Genomic DNA, 16,838 nt, shown 5'->3' on the forward strand with positions numbered 1-16,838 from the left:
AGGGCGGCTTACAGGGCGGTGCGGGCCAGGGGGAGGGCGGCGAGGGCGAAGGCGGCGGGCTGCTGGAAAAGCAGGCGGCGGATGTCGATCTGGGCAGCGACGGCGGCAGTTTCGATCTGGGCGCACGCGGCGTCGAGCTGACTGTCGGTGTCGGCGGAGACGGTGAGCAGGCCGGTCAGGCCGACATCGGCGTGGCCGGCGATCAGCTGCCGTTCGCGGGCTTTGACGTCGGCGTATTCGACACTGTCCGCTTCGCGGTCGACCATGCCCTTGCGGCGGCGTTCGGCGGCATCGGCGAGGATGGTGGCCTTGCGCCGCTGGACATCGCGCAGCGCGGCCTCCAGCGCCCGGGGCGCGTAGATGAGGGAGAAGGTGCGGCGCACTCCGGCGCTGAACAGCAGCTGGTGCAGGAATCCGGCGCTGGTCTCGGTGCGGGGCCAGTTCTCCACCCAGTAGGTGGCGTGCCGGGCGGTGTCGGTGACCAGCCGGTCGGGTTCTTCGATCTGGACCACGGGCCCGGCGGCGGCCGGGTCGGCCTGGGCGCGGCCGGCTTCCGACCACTGCTGCAGGGCGGAGAGTGCCTTGGGGTCGTAGGCGGTGCGGATGACGGCGGCGATCTCGGGGGCGGTCAGCCAGCCGGCCATGGTCAGTCCGGCGTTGCGGGCGGCCTGGGTGAGGGAGGTGGTGGCCTGCCCGAGCACGGTGAAGGCGCCGGCCAGTCCGCCGCCGGCCTGGGAGATCAGCCGCCGCGCGGCCTTGCAGTCCAGCGCGAGCGCCAGATACGTCTCGTGCGGGGCGGCGGCCGGTCCCGCGGCGGCGACGAGATCGGCGTAGACCTCCCCGGCCACCGGCGCCTGGGGTCGGCCGTGCTGGGACCAGTGCCGGGCCAGGGCGTCCCCGGAGTCCGGGACGGTGCGCTCGAGAACCTGCAGGCAGGCGATGTGCCCGCTGCGGGAGAGCGCGGCAAGTGCCCGACCCCAGGCGGTGACGTGGGCGTTCTGGGTGGCGGTGTCCAGCAGGGCGAACGCGGCGGACTGCACGCGGGCCACGGCGGTCAGGGTCCGGGCCCGCGGGTCGAACAGCGCCGCCGCATCGGAGCCTTCGGCTGTGACCACGCGCACCGAGGCAGTGGCGCCGGGCAGGTGCAGCAGGCCGGCGGTGGCGGGGCGGGAGACGGGGCGCGCCAGCCAAGCCCGCTGCCCGGCGCGGGCGCGCAGTGTGTAGCGGGCAAGGACGGGCGCCCAGTCGATGAGGGAACGCCCCTGGCGGCGGATGAGGACGGCGGCGGCGACCGCCGCCCACAGCGGCGCCAGCGCCAGCACACCGGGCAGGCCGGAGGCCATGACCGTGGCCAGCAGCAGCGCGCCGGCGGTGGAGACGACGGCGAGCTGCGGCCAGGACAGGCCCAGCAGCACGCCGCGCCGGGAGCGGTGCGGGAACTTCACCGGCAGCGGGACATCGGACAACGCAGGCTCCAGCTCGTCGATAAGGCGGTTGGCAGGGCCGGCGGGTACCGCCCGCCAAGGGCGGCGGGCGGCACCCACCGGGGACCCGGGGAGAGCTGGGTCAGGTACCGGCCGGGGGCGGCTGCGAGGCGGCCGGAGGACTGCCCGTCTCCGCGGAGGCCGGTGGCCCCTCGGCGTCGTGCGTGGCGGCGGGGGAGTGCACGGTCCACACGGCCGCACCGGGAGAGGGCGCGGCGCCGGAAGGCGGGCTGCCGCCGTGCCGCGCCGCTGCGGGGTCGGGCGCCGGATCGGTGGACGCCGAGGTTGCCGCGCCGGTACCCGCGCTGTCGGTGTCCTGGCCCGGGGGCAGCGGAGGCTGGAGAACCTTCCCTCTGCTGCCCTCACGCGGCCCTGCGCCGGCCGTGGTGTCGGCATTGGTGCCGGTGGAACCGGCGGTGGGGTGGGCGGCGAGGATGCCGCCGGGGCCCTGACCCGGAACGGTCGGCGGGCCCTGCGGGGCGGCGGCCGATCCCGCGGCGGCGCCTCCTCCGCCGGTGGCCATGCCGGCGGCGATCTGCCGTCCGGCGCGTTCGGTCACCTGCCGGGTGCGCTGCATGCCGGAGCCGGCGGCGCGGTGCAGGTCCTCGCCGTTGGCGCCTTCGGCGGCCCAGTGCACGAACCGGAAGGTGGCATAGGGGGTGGCCAGCACCATGGCCATGATGACGATGCCGGCCATCACATCCGACAGCGCCGCCAGCCCTCCGGTGGCCTCGCTCTGGCCGATGGCGGAGATGCCCAGCAGGAAGATGATCGTCATCAGCAGCTTGGAGACCACCAGGGTGGCGGTGGCCTCGATCCAGCCGCGGCGCCAGCGGCGGGCGACCTCCCAGCCGCCGCCCGCACCGGCGAACACCGCCAGGGTGACCAGCACCAGGATGCCGACCTTGCGGATCATCATGATCGCCCAGTACAGCGCCCCGCCCAGGGCGGCGCCGATGGCGGCGAACGCGGTGACCATCCAGCCCAGCTGGGACATGCCCGGGATCTGCGCGACCATCACCGTGCGGCGGACCGCGTCCTCGATGGAGGTGCCCGCGGCGGCGAACAGCCCGTCCGACAGGGCGTCGACCACTTCGATGGCGACCGTGGTGCCGGCGATGGCGAAGAAGGAGAACAGCACCCCGGAGGCGGTGCCGGTGAACGCCCGCGCCAGCGCGGCCTCGTCCCGGCGGATCGCCGCCCGGACCAGCTGGGCGCAGAAGGTCGCCACGATCAGCACCAGCCCGATCGGCAGCAGCATGGCGTAGTTGGCGCGGAACCAGGAGGCGTTCAGATCGACCGCGGTGGTGGTGTTGACCGCCTCGGCGGCCAGGTCGGCTGCGGCTGCGGCCAGTTCACCGGCGGACTTGGCGATCCAGGCGCCGATGCCCTCGGTGATCGCCGCACCGGGGTCGGAGACAAAGTCGATGGCGCCCGCGACATCACACAGTTCACCGGCGAGCGGGATGGAACAGAAATCCACGACAGAGGTGCCCTCCTCGGGCAGGACAGGTCACGACCGGAATGCCCTGGGCCGGTCAGGGCGCGACACGCGGGGCGATGGACACCAGCGCGCAGTCCGTGTCCGGACGGCACTGCACGGCCAGGGTGATCGCGCGGTCCTCCGCACCGGCCCCGCCGCCCGACCAGGCGATCGACTGGTGGCCGGTCACGGTGACGGCGTAGATGTGGGTCTCGGCCAGGGCGGCGGGATCCTCGGCGAGGGCGGCGGTGAAGGCGTGCGGGTAGCGCGCGTCCTCCGCGGTGGCGGTGGCGTGCTGGCCCTGGTCGGCCATCCGCGACCACAGCAGCGGATCAGGCACCTGCGCGGCCACCGCGTCGAAGTCCGCCCACTCCTCCTCGGCCGTCATCCACACTTCAAGCCCGGCCAGGTGCTCGGCGCGGCTGGCGGTCCTGGTGTCGTAGGACCACAGCACCTCCGCGGCTGCGGCGCCGAAGGCCAGCGGGTCGCTCACCGACGGGGGCGGCGCCACACCGCCGTTGCCCGCGGACGGGCCCGGGGCTGCGGACTCACCGGTGGAGACCGGCGACGGCGAGGACACCGGATCGGCGCTCGAAGGCTCGGTGCCGGTGCTCGTGGTCAGCCAGCCGAGCACGGCGGTGCCCGCGGTCAGCACCGCCACCGCGGACACCAGCACCAGCAGGCGGCGGTTGACCGGCCAGGGCCAGGACCCGGACGCGAGGGAGGTGGGGGCGGGCTGCTTCATTCGATCGTCGCCCCCAGCGCGGAGAAGAAGGCCACGATCCCGTTGGCCGCGCCCAGGCCCAGGGCCGCGCCGGCGGAGACCAGCGCTCCCTTCTTGCCGTTGGCCTCGGCGTTGTGGCCGCCGGTGAAGTGGCCCCAGGCCCACACCGCGCAGGACACCGCCAGCGCGCCGACCACGGCGATGATGCAGAACAGGTTGATGCTGGAGACCACGCCCTTGAGCACATCCAGGCCGGGCAGGCCGCCCTCGGCCGGAGCGATCTCCGGATCGTAGGCCAGCAGATCCACGCTGCCCGCAGGCAGCAGGAAACGGGGCATGCACACTCCTTGCACGCGCCGGTGGTCCGGCACGAGGACGACACGGGAGACAAGGCGGAAGAGATCAGGAAGGCGCCCGGCGCTGGGCTGGCAGCGCCGCGGGCGGAGCGGGCGTCAGGAGCGGACGATGCGGCGCACAGCCAGCACCTGCGAAGCCCAGGAGTCGAAGGCCTCCACGCGCACAACGGTTCCTGTGCGCGGGGCGTTGATCACCAGGCCCGAGCCCATATACATCCCCACGTGTTCCGGCACGGCGGCGGTACCCCGGGTGAAGATCAGGTCGCCGGGCTTGAGCGGGCCGGCCACGGGGACGGCGGTACCTTCGCCAACCTGGGTGTAGGTGGTGCGCGACAGGGAGATACCGGCGGCGGCGTAGGCCTGCTGCATCAGCGAGGAGCAGTCGCAGCGGCCCAACGGGTCCGGCCCGTGCGCATCCGTGCACGACCCGCCCCACTGGTAGGGCGTGCCCAGCTGCAGCATCGCCCAGGACAGCGCGGTGCGCACCTGCGGCGGCGCATCGGCCGGAACGGTGTAGCCCTCGGGGATTGCACCTTCCGGGATCGCGCCCCAGCCGGAGCCGTCCTCACCCGGGCGGCACACCAGAGCCCCCTCAGCGCTCGCTGCGGGCACGATGTCGGCCAGCGCGGTGCGCAGTGCGGTGGCCAGCGGCTCCCACTTGGCGTACTCCTCCGGATAGGCCGAGCGTTGCACGGCCTGCGCCGCCTGGCCGAGGGTCAGCTGCTGCCAGCCGGAGACGCCGAGGAGCGCCTGGTAGAAGCGGGTGGAGGCGTAGACGGGGTCGAGGATCTCCTGCGGGCTGCCCCAGCCCTGGCTGGGCCGCTGCTGGAACAGCCCCAGCGAATCACGGTCGCCGTAGGGCAGGTTGCGCAGGCGCGATTCCTGCAGGGCGGTGACCAGCGCGACGAGCTGTCCGCGCTCGGGCACGTCCATGAGGATGCCGGTGGTGACGATGGTGTAGGCGTTCGGAATCTGCTCCCCCGGCAGCGCCAGTCCCTCCGCGTCATCGTCGGTGTTCTCGGCGAGGAGGGCGGCGGTGCGGCGGGCGAGGGTGAAGGTGTCCAGGCCGTCCGCGCAGGAGGCGGCCTGGCTGCTCAGAGCGGCACCGCCGCCCGCTGCCGCGACAACGATCAGTCCGGCCAGCAGGAGCGGAGACAGGCACAGCACTCCGACCGCCGCCACGGCGCCCTTCAACCGGCAGCCTCACCCCGGGCCGGGCCGGCAAGGCCCGGGCGGAGTCGGGATCGTGCGGACGGGCAGGGCGGTGCGAGCAGCGGTATCACCAAAGGGAGTCCTTATACAGGGGGAGCGGAAGCGGCAACCACCAAGGCCGGCCACTGAAGCAGGGGACGGAGCCGCTCCGGGGGAGATGGGCCACCGCCGTCACAAGCGGGGGCGAGGCCGGGGAACCGGCGGGCTCCACCACGGTAGGCCGATCCCGCCGGTTGTCCAAACAGACCGTTGACCTGCGGATTTACAGCTCTGAGAGCGGTGCAGTGCTGAGGGTGGTCAACCGGCGGACCGCCGCTACCGTGGAACCTTCCCCAGCCTCCCCTGGCCCTGTGGCCACCAGCCGCCGACGGCGAGCCGGGCCCGCGGGGGCCGCTCCCACACCACCGACCCTGATAGGGGTTGTTTTCCCTTGCCGTTTTCCCTGCACCGGGGCGATGCCCTGGCCGTGCTGTCCACGCTTCCGGAGCACTGTGTGGACTCCGTGATCACCGACCCGCCCTACAACTCCGGCGGCCGGACCGCCAAGGAGCGCACCTCGCGCACCGCCCGCGCCAAGTACACCTCCGCCGACGCCGGTCACCAGCTGCCGGACTTTACCGGCGAGAACATGGACCAGCGCTCCTACGGCTTCTGGCTCACGCAGATCCTCACGGAAGCCCAGCGGCTCACCAAGCCAGGCGGCACGGCGCTGCTGTTCACCGACTGGCGGCAGCTGCCCGTCACTACCGACGCCCTGCAGGCCGCCGGCTGGCTGTGGCGCGGCATCCTCACCTGGCACAAGCCGCAGTCCCGCCCCCAGCGCGGACGCTTCCGCCAGGACTGCGAGTACATCGTCTGGGGCTCCTACGGAGACCTCGACCCGGCCGTCAACATCGACGACGAGGGAAAGCCGGTGTACCTGCCGGGCACCTTCACCGCCTCCCAGCCCTCGGGCAAGGCCCGCAGGCACATCACCCAGAAGCCGGTGTCGGTCATGCGGGAACTGGTGAAGATCTGCCCTCCCGGCGGCACCGTCCTGGACTTCTGCGCCGGATCGGGCTCCACCGGGGTTGCCGCCCTGCTGGAGGGCCGCGACTTCATCGGCATCGAGAAGACACGTGTCTACCACGAGGTCGCTGAACAGCGGCTGTTGCAGGCGATGCAACAGGCACTCACGCGAGAGGAGTGCACCCTCGCTGCGTGACCGCCCCGGTGGCGTCCGCCTCCACGTCCGTGATGCTTCCCCCTCCCGGCCCCGCCTCGGGCGGCGGTTTATAGCCGCAATGCCCCGGCTGGGCAAACCGGCGCCGGTGCGGACAGTGAAAGCGGCCCCTGGCTGGCGGGCCCTGGTGTCCGCGGCCGTCTTTTCGTCGCTGAGGAGCTGGTTTGTCGGTACCTGTTGACCCCCGTGATGACGGCCTGGTGGAGCCGGTGCGGCTGCCGGACTCGGATCTGGACTCCCTGCAGGCGAGTGTCAGCCGGCTGCTGCAGGACTCCGCCGAGCAGGCCCGCATGCTGGACACCCTGGCTGCCGCTCCGCCGCCGTTCGCGTCCTTCCCCGGCGCACCGCCGTCCCGGCCGCCTGCGGCGCCGCAGTTCATCGCCCTGCTGGACGGCGAGGACTACGAGAACGAACTCGATGCGCTGACCGACTGGGTGGAGGAGGTGCTACTGCACTGGTACGGACGGGAGGTCAGCACGGCTGCCCCGTGGTGCCAGCAGTGGCAGGAGCACCCCGAGGCGGTGGCCCGCCTGCACGCGCTGTGGCTGTCCTACCAGCAGCACCGCGAAGCGGACGCCGGCCCCTCCGCCATGGCAGTGTGGCACCGGGACTTCCTGGACCACACCATGGCGGCGCTGCGCGCACCGAACGGGCCGTTCAGCGCCTGCCAGACCAACCCCGATGTGCCGCAGTCGCACCGCCTGCTGCCCGGCCCCAAGGGCCCGGCCCGCCCCGGGCACGCGGCGTCGTGAGCGGCCCGCAGTACGGGTTCGCCGCCGACCCACGCGCGGTGGAGGACCTGCTGCACGCCCCGGCAGAGATGCGCGACCAGGCGCTGATGCGGATGCAGGAAGTGGTCAACGGCACCCTGCGAGGCAGGGAACTGACCGCCAACCTCGCCGGTCTGCGCAAGATCTACATCGACCCGGCGGCGGCCTGGCGGCTGGTCTACGAAGAGCGCCCCGCGCCGCCGGGCTCGGCCTTCGCGCGGGAGATCTACCTGGTCGCGGTACGCCCCAAGGCCCGCAACAACATCTACCTCACCGTGGCCGCCCGGCTGGGCCGGCACCCCGGGCCGGTCAGCGCCCGCGTGCACGCCGCCCGCGCCGCTTCCCCGCAGGCCGCCCGCACGCGCCCGCTGCCTGCCGCATCCCCGTCTTCGGAAGGCTTCGCACGTTGACCTGCACCACCTGTCACCCGTTCCCTCACTCGTCGTCTTCGCTGCTGTCCCTGGTGGCGGAGGCCCTGGCCGCCGCGCTTGTCCCGCCGCAGCCGTGCTCCGCGCCCGATTGCCGGTGCGGTCAGGGCGCATGCCGGACTGCGACACCGAGCCCGCGCGGGGCCTGCGAGGCGCCTTCCTACCTGTGTCCGGAAGCGCCTGGTGAGACCGGCCCCGTCACGGAGGCTATGGCCGGGCCCGATGCCGCGCGCCTGCGGGCCGACCGTACAGCCTCCTTGGACAACATCGTGATGGACTGCTACGAGGTGTTCGACCGCCTCGGCCACCCGGACGCGATCTCTTCGCAGGATCTGGTCCGGGAGCTGCGGCAGATGCCGGGCCCGCGGTGGGCGCCGCACTGGCCGCGCACCGCGCTGACCCAGCGCCGCCTTGCCGAACTCCTCGCCCCGTACGAGGTGTTCAGCCGGGATGTGACGCTGCCGGACGGGCGGCGCCGCAAGTCCTACCGCCGATCGGCGATCGTCGGCGCACTGCAGGAGCTGTACTGCTGACCGCCCCCGTCCTGGTCACCGGCCGGGCCTCGGCGGCGGACTGGCCCGCGATTCGGCAGATGCACCGCCGCTGCTCGAGCGAGGCCATGCACCGCCGCTGGGGCCGGCCGGTCCTGGCCGAACGCGATTACCATCGCCTGCTGCACGCCGCCCAGTGCTTCCTCACCCGCGACGGTGCGGGCGAGGCGGTCGCGCTGACCTGCCTGGGGCCGGTACCGGGCGAGGCCGGGTGTGCGGACCTGGGACTCCAGGTGGCCGACGCCAGCCAAGGCCTCGGCATCGGTACCGCTTTGGCCTGGCACGCAGCCTCCCACGCCCGCACTGCCGGCTGGCACACGCTGACCGCCTACACCCAGGCCACCAACACCGCCCTCCTGGGCGTGCTGCGAGCGCTGGGCCCGGTGGCCGAGAACCGGGACGGACCCTGCGTGGAGGTCCGGCTGCCCCTGAACGCACTCACCCGGCCGCCGCGCCTGCGGGAGGTGGGGTGGAGCCCGTGAAACCACCGGCCGACGACGAGCTGCTGTCGCCCGTTCCGCGCCCGGACCCCGTCCCCTTCCGCGAGCTGATCGACGACCTCGCCGAGCGGATAGAAGCCACCTTCGGCGTGAGCGCCGGGCGACTGCACCACCACGCCGACCGCCTCGGCCACGGAGCGGCACTGGTGGCCGAGCAGTACGCCGAGCTGCTGGCCTTCGCCGAAGACGTGGCCGTGACCCGGGCCCGACTGGCCGCCCGCCCCCGCGCCCCGGAAGACGAAGAAACCCTGCGCCGGCAACTGGCCTGGCAGGTCGCCCGCCGCAACTACCGCCTCAACGTCGCCCACATCCACCTGAGCACCCATCCGTGCGCCCCGCCACGCACCTCCCCCTGCCCCCTGCCTCCGCCCCCCGGCCAGTGCCCGCCGGGCCGGGCACGGTGACCGGAACCCCAGGCGCAGCACACCTCCCCTCCACGGCCGATGCGGCGATCGAGACGGCATTCGGCTGCGCGCTGGAGGACCTACGGCGCCGCGCCCCACGCGACGGACTGGTCCAGCGGCTGCTGCGGGCGCGAGCCGAACTCGCCGCAGCCGAGGCCCGTGCCCGCACCGTCGCCGACCGGCTACGCGCCGAGCAGGCCCGAGGAGGACGGCACACGGAACTGGACTTCTACGCCGCCCGGCTGCGGCGCGCCGTTGCCGCACGCGACCGGCACCTGGAGTCGATCCGCGAGTGCCTGCAGGCCCTGGCCCCGCCGCCTCTTCCCGGCCTCCCGGCAGGGACGCAGCCCGGCCAGGACCGTGCGCCCGCGCCGGGCCGACCCCGGCTGAACCCGCCCCCTCTGCGCTGACCAGGAGAGGACATGCCTGTGCCCGAGCCCGAATCCGGCGGTGACGCCGAAGCGGCACACCACAACGCCTCCTGTGCCGATGACACCGATGAGGAGGCGTTCGAGGAGGACCTGGTCGTCGAGGACCTGGAAGATCTGGACCTGCGGCTACAGGGATACCGGCCCGCCGACCGCGACAGCGCGGAGGAGTTCCGCCAGCGCATCGATCTGCACCTCCCCGAAATTGAGCGCCTGGCCGCGCACCACGCCGGCCCGGACAGCTTCCTGATCTTCTACGACTCCTCCCAGACCTGGGGCCTGCCCGGCAGCGCACAGCTGCTGGCCGTGCACCTCACGCGCCGGCGCAGCGAGCACACCTTCACACTGGCCACCACATACCTTCCGCTGATGGCCCTGGCCCAGCGGTGGCTGGCCGCCCGCGGCTGCCCGCCGCATGCCCTGGTGCTGCTGCCCGAGGCCGACTGGTGGCGACCGGCCGACGATGCGACCGCCGCCCTGGAGAACCGGCTGGCGACCAGTGCGGAGCGCTACACGCTGCTGGACCACTACACCTACGACGACTTCGACAGCCCGGAGATCACCGTGCTGCTGCATGACAGCGCCACCGTGAGCGCGCACGCCCCCTACCGGCTCCTGGTGCAAGAACGCGGCCTGGAGTGGGGCACCTACATCATCCGCGAGGGAGCCTTCCCCACGCGGGAGGCGGCCAGGCAGTGGCTGTACCGGCGCCACATCGCGCTGCCCCAGCCCGCGCTTCAGCCACCGGCCGCACCTGCACCCACCGCCGAGCGCCGGGGCCGGTAGCGCTTATAGCGCCGGACCGCCGGTTGGCCAAACCGGCTGAACTGCCAACCCTGGAAGGCGGGACACCGGCCCCTCCGCCCGGGCGGGCGCGTCGTTGTCCCGCTGCTGCGCTGCGAAAGGCATATCTGTGACCGAGGGCCCGCACCACCCGCAGGATCCGCACGCCACCGAGGACGTGCTGGAGACGGTTGCCCAGCTCATCGAAGAGCACTTCGGCCGGCCGCTGCCCGAGCTGCAGCACACCGTCTCCCGAGTCCCGGGAACCAACCCCCGTGCCGTCCAGGCCGTGCACGGATTCCACCTGCTGGCCGGCGCTCAGGGGGTACTGGAACGCGCGGAGAACCACCTGCTGGAGATACTCGGCACCGAGCCCGGCGTGCTCGATGAGCAGCAGATGCAGGCCGCGCAGCAGGTGAACGACGCGGTCGCCGCCCGCGACGCGCGGGTACTGGCCGTACTGCACCTGCTCCACCCGCCGGCCGCACCCGCCTGGTCCTCCACGCCCGGCCGTCACGCCGCCATGACATCCGGCCTGCCGCCCCACCCGCCGGGGGCCGTTCGGGCGCAGGCCGCGCGCCGGAGCGCCCGGTGACCCACGGCTCCGCCGGCACCCGTCCCGTCAACGCACACGCCGAACAGCTCCGGCGGGACATCGAAGCCGCCTTCGGCCGGCCCTTTGCCGAACTGCACGCCACGGCCGCCCCCGGTGCCCGGTCCGATGCGGTGCAGGAGGCGGCATTGACCATCTACGCCGGCCTGGTACGTGCCGAACACGGCATCGCCGCCCAGCTGCAGCGGCTGCGGGAACTCACCTCCCCCTCCCGGACAGTGGAGTTGAGCGACGCCAGCCACATCCTGGCCTGCGCACAGCGCCTCGGACAGTTCCTCGCCGCCCGCGACGCCCACGCCGCCGGAGCCGCCGCCGTGCTGCACGCCGCCCACCCGCCTGCGACCGAAGGCCCCGCACTGCCGCCGCCACGTCCCGCGAAGCCGGCGGCAGCCTCCCGCGCCCCGTGACCGGCGCCGACACGCTGCCTGCTTCTTCGCCCATCGCCCCTCGACTACCTGGAGATGCTGTTGCCGCTGCCTGCCTTCCCCCGTGCCACCGCCGCTGACCTGAGCAGGGTGGAGGAGAGCCTGGAAATGCTCGCCCCGCGCTGGGCGGTCTGGACGCTGATGTCCATGGGCGCGCAGCCGCTGCGCTACCGGGAGGTCAAGGACCGCCTGCCCTGGCTGGCCGACGGCCAGCTCTCCCCCCGGCTGCGCCAGCTGGTCGACGACGGACTGGCCGAACGCCTCGAACCCCAGACCCGGCACTCCTGCTACCGCCTCACCGACCGCGCCCACGCCCTCGGCGGGGTCCTGAACACCCTGGCCCAGTGGGCACAGGACCACCTGGAGAAGGAGACCGGCCCGGACGGCAACCCCCGCCCCGTTGCCCGCGCCCAGGACATCGAGGACACCCTCGCCCTGCTCAGCCCGAAGAACGCCCCCGCGGTGCTGTGGGCGCTGCGCGCCCACGGCTGCGCACGAGGCTCCGAACTGGCCGCACTGATCACCCCCCACCACACCTCCACCGCCATCTACCAGCCCATCCGGCAGCTGACCGAGGCCGGGCTCATCCGCCGCGCCCCCACCGGCCAGGGCTTCCAGCTCACCGGCGCCGGCCATGACCTCGCCCCGGTGTGGGCGGCAATATCCGCCTGGGCCGCCGGCCGCCCCACCGACCCGGCACCGGACCACCCCCTGTGGACACACCAGCCCGCACCCGCACCCGCCGCACCCGGGGCCTGGACCACGCACCGCACCAGCAACCCGGCCCCGGCCGGTCCCCCGCCCACCGCACCGGAGCAGCTGCGCCCGGCATGGCGGCCGGGAGACCTCTTCTCCCACGCCGCCCCGGCCCGCCCCGTACCCGCCGCCGCTCGCGTGGGGCGGACACGATGACCCGCGCCTGTGATCCCTCCCCTGCGCAGGTTCATGCCGCCGCGGCGGCCGAGCAGCTGTACCGGCCCTGGATCGTCCGCGTCGTCAGCGAACTGTCCGACGCCGGACCCATCCACCGACGGCAGTTGGCCGCAGCCCTGCCGGACCTGAGCGCCACCACCCGCGACTACGCCATGGGCATCGCCGCCCGCCACCGGCTGCTCCTCTACACCGAGGCCACCACGCCGTCCGCCTACGTCCTGACCGACGCCGGTGAGGAACTGGCCGACTTCTACCACGCGGCGGCCCGCTGGGCCCGCACCCACCACTACCCGGCGCAGGAGTCCACCTTCGTGAGCCGTGCCGGTGCCACCGTGTGGCTGCTGAGCGACCCCGAGGTCCACCTCCTGCTCGGCCACTCCACCACCACGCTGCCCCTCGGGTTGGGCCGCCGCCTCGACCGCCCCGCCACCGAGCAGACGAACAGCCTGGTCACCAGCCGCGTTGCCCAGCCCCACCCCGAGGGCGGCTGGGAACTCGGCCCGGCGGGTGCGGCATTGCGAGCAGTGGCCACCTCGCTGCAGAACTGGGCCGCAGCCCACCACACCGTGCCGCCCATCCCGCCCCAGGTGGCCGCCGCCCGCCGCACCGCACCTGCCACCTCTCCGCCCCAGGCGGTCTCCCTGCGCCGCGCCGCCTGACCGGCCACCCTTCGGGGCCGCCGTGGGCCCGCGCTTCGTTCCGCACCGCAGAAAGCGTTGATGACCACACTTCCTTTCCCGGCCCGCAGCCACGGGCTGGTCCGGCGCCTGTACCTCCCGCGCGCCACCGATGCGTTGTCTTTCTCCCTGGCCACTTACGGCATCCCGCTGCTGGTGCTGGCCACCACCCATTCCGCCGCCCTGACCGGCCTGGCCTTCGCCCTGGAATGGGTGCCCCGCCTCGCCGCGTTCGCGCTGGCCGGCTCCCTGGTGGACCGCCACGGCCCCCGCACGGTCTTCCGCACGGCCTCCGCCGCCCGGGCCGCCGCTGTCGCGGTCGCCGCCGCGGCGCTGGCCACCGCGCCGGACCAGGCCACGGCGATCAGCGCGGTCATGGCGCTGGCGGTGGTCACCGGCGTGCTCACCGAGTTCAGCTACATCGCCGCCGAGACCGCGGGAGCCGCTGCCAGCCGGGCGGCCGGTCCGACCGCGCACCGCGTGCAGTCGGCGCTGCTGGGCATCGAGCACACCGCTCTCCTGGCCGGGCCCGCCTTCGGCGGTGCCCTCCTGCACTGGACCGGGGAACAGGGCATGCTCGCCACCCTCACCGTGCTGTCCGCACTGGCCGCGCTGCTGCCGCCCCGAGTTCCCGGCCAGCACCGCCCCGAGCAGCCGACGGCGCCGGTGTGGAGCGGGCTGGCCACCGGCTGGTGCACCCTGCGGGCACTGCCCACCCTGGCCTGGCTCATCGCGGGCATGACCCTGGCCAATCTGGCGGCGGGCGTCCTGCAGGCCGCCACCCCGATCATCGTGGTGCAGCACTTCGGCCACTCCCCGGCCGCGGTCGGCGTCATCTGGTCCGTGGCCGCCGGCGCGTCCCTGCTGGCCATCGCCGGCGCCCGGTACGCGCTGGACCGCATGGGGATGTGGCCGGTCGGAGCGTTCTGCGCGGCTGTGGCCGCCGCCGCGTGCCTGGCCGTCGCCCACGCCGGCACCTACCGCTCCTACCTGCTGCTCATCGCCGTACTGATGGCTGCGGAAGGAGGCATGATCGTGATGCTGCGCACCCTGCGAGCCCGTCTCATCCCGCCGGAGGTGTTCGGCAGCACCCTGGCCCTGACCATTCTCATCCTGCTGCTGCCGTTCCCCGCCGCCGGCATCGCCGTCGCCCTCACCCCCGCCCACCACCTAGGTCACCTGCTCACCGCCTGCGCCCTTCTGCACGCGGCCGGACTGACCGCTGCCTTCACACGGCTGCGCACCGACCCAGCCCTGCGCACCCCCGCCCCCGCGCCCACCGGGGCGGAGGCGTAAGCGGGCGGCTGCCCCTGGTGCCGGTGCGGTCCACAGCCGCGCAGGGGTTCGCGCGCACCTGGCACTGGCGCCAACCGCTACTGCCGGGACGGAGGAAGGGGTGTGAGGGGCGGTGGCCGTCGTCGGCCGGCCCGTTGCCCGTCACGTCGACGACGACGCGGCAGCCGAAGTCACCCGTGCCTCTAGAGACGGCGCGCGGAACGCCAACTCCCTGCGCTGCACGGTGTGCTGGCGGGGCCGCGAAGGCGCGGAGGCGCCAGCGGCTGATCATCTGCCCCCGACACGGCGCCAGTCGGCAGGCCATCGCCCACCGCCTGCTCCGCCCGCGCTGAGACGCTGCCCGAAGGGATCGCCATGCCCGTGCTCGAGCCGGAGGACATGTCCGGCAAGACCGTCCTGGAGACAATCGACGCGGTCCTGTTCGACGTGCGCGCCCACCCGCTCACCCCCGACCCGGGAGGGCTCACCACCTGCAGCCGCCACCTGCGTCTGCTCACCCACCTTGTGCGGCTCTGCGGCGAAGAAGCCGCAGGCCTCGCCGCCCGCACCGACGAGTCCTCAGCCCTGGCCGAAGCGCAGGTCCTCGCCGTCGCCACACCGTTCCTGGCCGAGGCGCTGGCTCACTACGCCCGCGCCCACTACCCCCTGGTCTGCCTGGCCCAGGACCCCGAGGCCGCACCCGTCACCGTGCAGATGGGCGACTACTACTTTCACCGCGAGGTTCCCCGTGCCCTGGCTGCCGTGCACCGGATGCTGACCGAGGCCCGCGACATGGTGGCCGGCGACCCCGCTGACACGCCCGGGCCCGGCGCACCGGCACCGAGCACGGCGGCGCGCCCGTCAACCGATCCCGCACCCACCGTACGCGGATCCGCCCGCCGCTAGAGCGACACCACACAGGAGCACCCGCCCGCGCATGCCCATGACCGACCTTCCCGGCCAGGCCGGGCAGCTCAGAGAACTCGCCCAGGACTTCGAACAGCTCTACACCCAAGTGCGGGACACCTCCTGCACCCCCGGCACCGACACGCTGCACACCCTCTCCCCGCTGGTGCAGCGCACCCAGGCCCTGGCCGCCACGGCGATCACGCGGCTGACCGCGTTGGACGGCAGCACCTACACGGACGTTTCCGGGAGCCGCGAAACGCTGGCCACCTTGGCCTGCGCCGCCTACTCCGCGGCACTGGCGGCAGCCGACCTTACCCAGGGGCTGTCGGCAAACCCCTACGACGGCGCATCCTTCGCCGGACAGGACGAACCCGACGAGCAGGCCGTGCGTGCAGCCCGGCACGCCGCCGCGACCCCCGTCATGGCCCGGCACATTGCCGACGCTGCACACCAGCTCGACCTGGCCGCCGTCGCCTGCCACTACACCGCCACCGCCATCGCCGGGCAACTCCCCCGACGACCCGGCGCCGCAGCACCCGCACCCACGCCGTACCGAGAACCGGCCCCCGGCACGACACGCAGGAACGGGTGACATGAGCGAACCCCTTCTTCAAGGGCAGGTGTGGGTCTCCCCGCGTCACCTCGCCGGCTCAACCGCCGACGGTGACGCGGGCATGAAGCCGCTCCTCGATCTGGGCTGGCCCATGCAGCACGACGAACTGGGCAACCTCTACCTGACCTCTCCGGAACGCAGCACCGTCCGCCTGGGGTACATGCCCGAAGGCGACGACGACGCCCTGTGGCGCATCGCCGCCTACGACGACCCCTTCGCCGCGCCCCGCTGGGCGGTCGCCTTCAACAACATGGCGCCCACCGAATACGTCACCGCCTTCACCACGGCCCTTGCCACCGCCTACCAACGCGGACCCGACGCCTACCTCACCGGCACCACCCAGCCCAGCCACCGCGCCCTGGAGCCTTTGCGCGACGGCGGCTGGCAGCACACAGCGCAAGCCCGCCTGGCCCGCGTCGAACTCTCGGCACCCGACGGCATGGCCCACCTCGCCTACGACCGCCGTCCGCTGGACCACCAGCAGGAACTGACCACCCTTGAAACACGCTGGTACCTGTGGGGCGGCCCCGCCCCGGCAGCGGGCTGGTACATCACCCTCTCCTCCCACACCCCACTCCACCTGGTCACCGCCGTCACCGCCGCCGTCGCCGACCCCTCACCGGTGCTGCGCTGGGACGGCGAACTCCTGCGCATCACCCGAAAGCACGCCACCATCACGCCCGTCACCCCGCCCGCACCGACACCCCTGGACATCCACCGCCGCAGCACCAGCCCTGGCGCGTCGGGCAGCATCCCGCGCTGGTCCACCTCCTCACGCCCGGCCCCGCCCCCCGCATCTGGCCCTCCCTCCCGCCGCCGCTAACGAGACACGCCCGCGATGCCCTGCGCTGTTCGGCCAGTGCCGCTCCGGGTGAACATTCGCCGCGCCCGGTCGGCAACCTCCATTTGCCAAGAACATGCTCCGCGGCGCCCAGCCTCCGGTGGTTGCCTTCCATCTACGGACGCTCGGTGCCCGCCGGTCGAGGAGGGGACCTCCATGCGCCGACTGCGGTACACCGGCACGGGAGTCCGGAGCCCCGGCGAGCAG

21 protein-coding genes are annotated in these 16,838 nt (G+C 73.5%); 16 read left to right on the top strand and 5 right to left on the bottom strand.

Going from position 1 to position 16,838, the window contains the following annotated elements:
• Positions 1 to 8: 8 nt before the first annotated feature.
• The 5 genes from GQS09_RS00665 to GQS09_RS00685 form a co-directional block, all read right to left on the bottom strand.
• Complete coding sequence (locus GQS09_RS00665) at positions 9 to 1,466, bottom strand: SCO6880 family protein (RefSeq protein WP_165983957.1); 1,458 nt, start codon at positions 1,464 to 1,466, stop codon at positions 9 to 11.
• A gap of 100 nt (positions 1,467 to 1,566) precedes the next feature.
• Positions 1,567 to 2,967, bottom strand: a complete 1,401-nt coding sequence (locus tag GQS09_RS00670; protein WP_165983958.1) for an ATP-binding protein — start codon at positions 2,965 to 2,967, stop codon at positions 1,567 to 1,569.
• Positions 2,968 to 3,022: 55 nt separating this feature from the next.
• Positions 3,023 to 3,712 (bottom strand): hypothetical protein, encoded by a 690-nt coding sequence (locus tag GQS09_RS00675; protein ID WP_165983959.1) that lies wholly within the window; start codon positions 3,710 to 3,712, stop codon positions 3,023 to 3,025.
• Entirely contained in the window at positions 3,709 to 4,029 is a 321-nt protein-coding gene (locus GQS09_RS00680; RefSeq protein WP_165983960.1) for a DUF6112 family protein, read from the bottom strand. The genes GQS09_RS00675 and GQS09_RS00680 overlap by 4 nt, the downstream gene beginning before the upstream one ends.
• Before the next feature lie 114 nt (positions 4,030 to 4,143).
• A complete protein-coding gene (locus GQS09_RS00685; RefSeq protein ID WP_165983961.1) occupies positions 4,144 to 5,241 on the bottom strand; it encodes a C40 family peptidase in 1,098 nt (365 codons plus the stop codon).
• A 448-nt stretch (positions 5,242 to 5,689) separates the two neighbouring features.
• On the opposite strand from GQS09_RS00685, the gene GQS09_RS00690 reads away from it, so the two are divergent.
• The 16 genes from GQS09_RS00690 (at position 5,690) to GQS09_RS00765 (ending at position 16,613) form a co-directional block, all read left to right on the top strand.
• Positions 5,690 to 6,463, top strand: coding sequence for a site-specific DNA-methyltransferase (locus GQS09_RS00690; protein WP_165983962.1), 774 nt, complete (start codon positions 5,690 to 5,692; stop codon positions 6,461 to 6,463).
• A 182-nt stretch (positions 6,464 to 6,645) separates the two neighbouring features.
• The gene (locus GQS09_RS00695) at positions 6,646 to 7,233 is read left to right on the top strand and encodes a DUF4913 domain-containing protein (protein ID WP_243760987.1); all 588 of its coding nucleotides are present in this window, start codon (positions 6,646 to 6,648) and stop codon (positions 7,231 to 7,233) included.
• Positions 7,230 to 7,661: a cytochrome P460 family protein gene (locus GQS09_RS00700; RefSeq protein ID WP_165983963.1), complete on the top strand. Its 432-nt coding sequence runs from the start codon at positions 7,230 to 7,232 to the stop codon at positions 7,659 to 7,661. Before GQS09_RS00695 ends, GQS09_RS00700 begins: the two co-directional genes overlap by 4 nt.
• A 227-nt stretch (positions 7,662 to 7,888) precedes the next feature.
• Positions 7,889 to 8,212, top strand: coding sequence for a DUF3631 domain-containing protein (locus tag GQS09_RS00705; protein WP_399552367.1), 324 nt, complete (start codon positions 7,889 to 7,891; stop codon positions 8,210 to 8,212).
• Positions 8,213 to 8,262: 50 nt separating this feature from the next.
• Positions 8,263 to 8,712 (top strand): GNAT family N-acetyltransferase, encoded by a 450-nt coding sequence (locus GQS09_RS00710; protein ID WP_399552372.1) that lies wholly within the window; start codon positions 8,263 to 8,265, stop codon positions 8,710 to 8,712.
• Entirely contained in the window at positions 8,709 to 9,134 is a 426-nt protein-coding gene (locus tag GQS09_RS00715) for a hypothetical protein (RefSeq protein ID WP_165983966.1), read from the top strand. The genes GQS09_RS00710 and GQS09_RS00715 overlap by 4 nt, the downstream gene beginning before the upstream one ends.
• On the top strand, positions 9,131 to 9,544 hold the full coding sequence (locus GQS09_RS00720; RefSeq protein WP_165983967.1) for a hypothetical protein: 414 nt from the start codon (positions 9,131 to 9,133) through the stop codon (positions 9,542 to 9,544). Before GQS09_RS00715 ends, GQS09_RS00720 begins: the two co-directional genes overlap by 4 nt.
• A gap of 12 nt (positions 9,545 to 9,556) precedes the next feature.
• Positions 9,557 to 10,348 carry a glycosyl hydrolase gene (locus GQS09_RS00725; protein WP_165983968.1) on the top strand — a complete coding sequence of 264 codons (792 nt, stop codon included), beginning with the start codon at positions 9,557 to 9,559 and terminating at the stop codon, positions 10,346 to 10,348.
• Between the two features lie 127 nt (positions 10,349 to 10,475).
• The gene (locus GQS09_RS00730) at positions 10,476 to 10,940 is read left to right on the top strand and encodes a WecB/TagA/CpsF family glycosyltransferase (RefSeq protein WP_165983969.1); all 465 of its coding nucleotides are present in this window, start codon (positions 10,476 to 10,478) and stop codon (positions 10,938 to 10,940) included.
• Positions 10,937 to 11,365 (top strand): hypothetical protein, encoded by a 429-nt coding sequence (locus tag GQS09_RS00735; protein WP_165983970.1) that lies wholly within the window; start codon positions 10,937 to 10,939, stop codon positions 11,363 to 11,365. The genes GQS09_RS00730 and GQS09_RS00735 overlap by 4 nt, the downstream gene beginning before the upstream one ends.
• A gap of 54 nt (positions 11,366 to 11,419) precedes the next feature.
• The gene (locus GQS09_RS00740; protein ID WP_165983971.1) at positions 11,420 to 12,295 is read left to right on the top strand and encodes a winged helix-turn-helix transcriptional regulator; all 876 of its coding nucleotides are present in this window, start codon (positions 11,420 to 11,422) and stop codon (positions 12,293 to 12,295) included.
• Positions 12,292 to 12,975 carry a hypothetical protein gene (locus tag GQS09_RS00745; protein ID WP_165983972.1) on the top strand — a complete coding sequence of 228 codons (684 nt, stop codon included), beginning with the start codon at positions 12,292 to 12,294 and terminating at the stop codon, positions 12,973 to 12,975. The genes GQS09_RS00740 and GQS09_RS00745 overlap by 4 nt, the downstream gene beginning before the upstream one ends.
• A 60-nt stretch (positions 12,976 to 13,035) precedes the next feature.
• A complete protein-coding gene (locus GQS09_RS00750; RefSeq protein WP_165983973.1) occupies positions 13,036 to 14,289 on the top strand; it encodes an MFS transporter in 1,254 nt (417 codons plus the stop codon).
• Between the two features lie 354 nt (positions 14,290 to 14,643).
• Positions 14,644 to 15,174 carry a hypothetical protein gene (locus GQS09_RS00755; protein ID WP_165983974.1) on the top strand — a complete coding sequence of 177 codons (531 nt, stop codon included), beginning with the start codon at positions 14,644 to 14,646 and terminating at the stop codon, positions 15,172 to 15,174.
• Between the two features lie 31 nt (positions 15,175 to 15,205).
• A complete protein-coding gene (locus GQS09_RS00760; protein WP_165983975.1) occupies positions 15,206 to 15,769 on the top strand; it encodes a hypothetical protein in 564 nt (187 codons plus the stop codon).
• A gap of 1 nt (position 15,770) precedes the next feature.
• Positions 15,771 to 16,613 (top strand): DUF317 domain-containing protein, encoded by an 843-nt coding sequence (locus GQS09_RS00765; protein WP_165983976.1) that lies wholly within the window; start codon positions 15,771 to 15,773, stop codon positions 16,611 to 16,613.
• Positions 16,614 to 16,838: the final 225 nt, after the last annotated feature.

Origin of the sequence: Streptomyces sp. YIM 98790, assembly GCF_011421595.1 — a bacterium.
Lineage (GTDB): Bacteria > Actinomycetota > Actinomycetes > Streptomycetales > Streptomycetaceae > Streptomyces.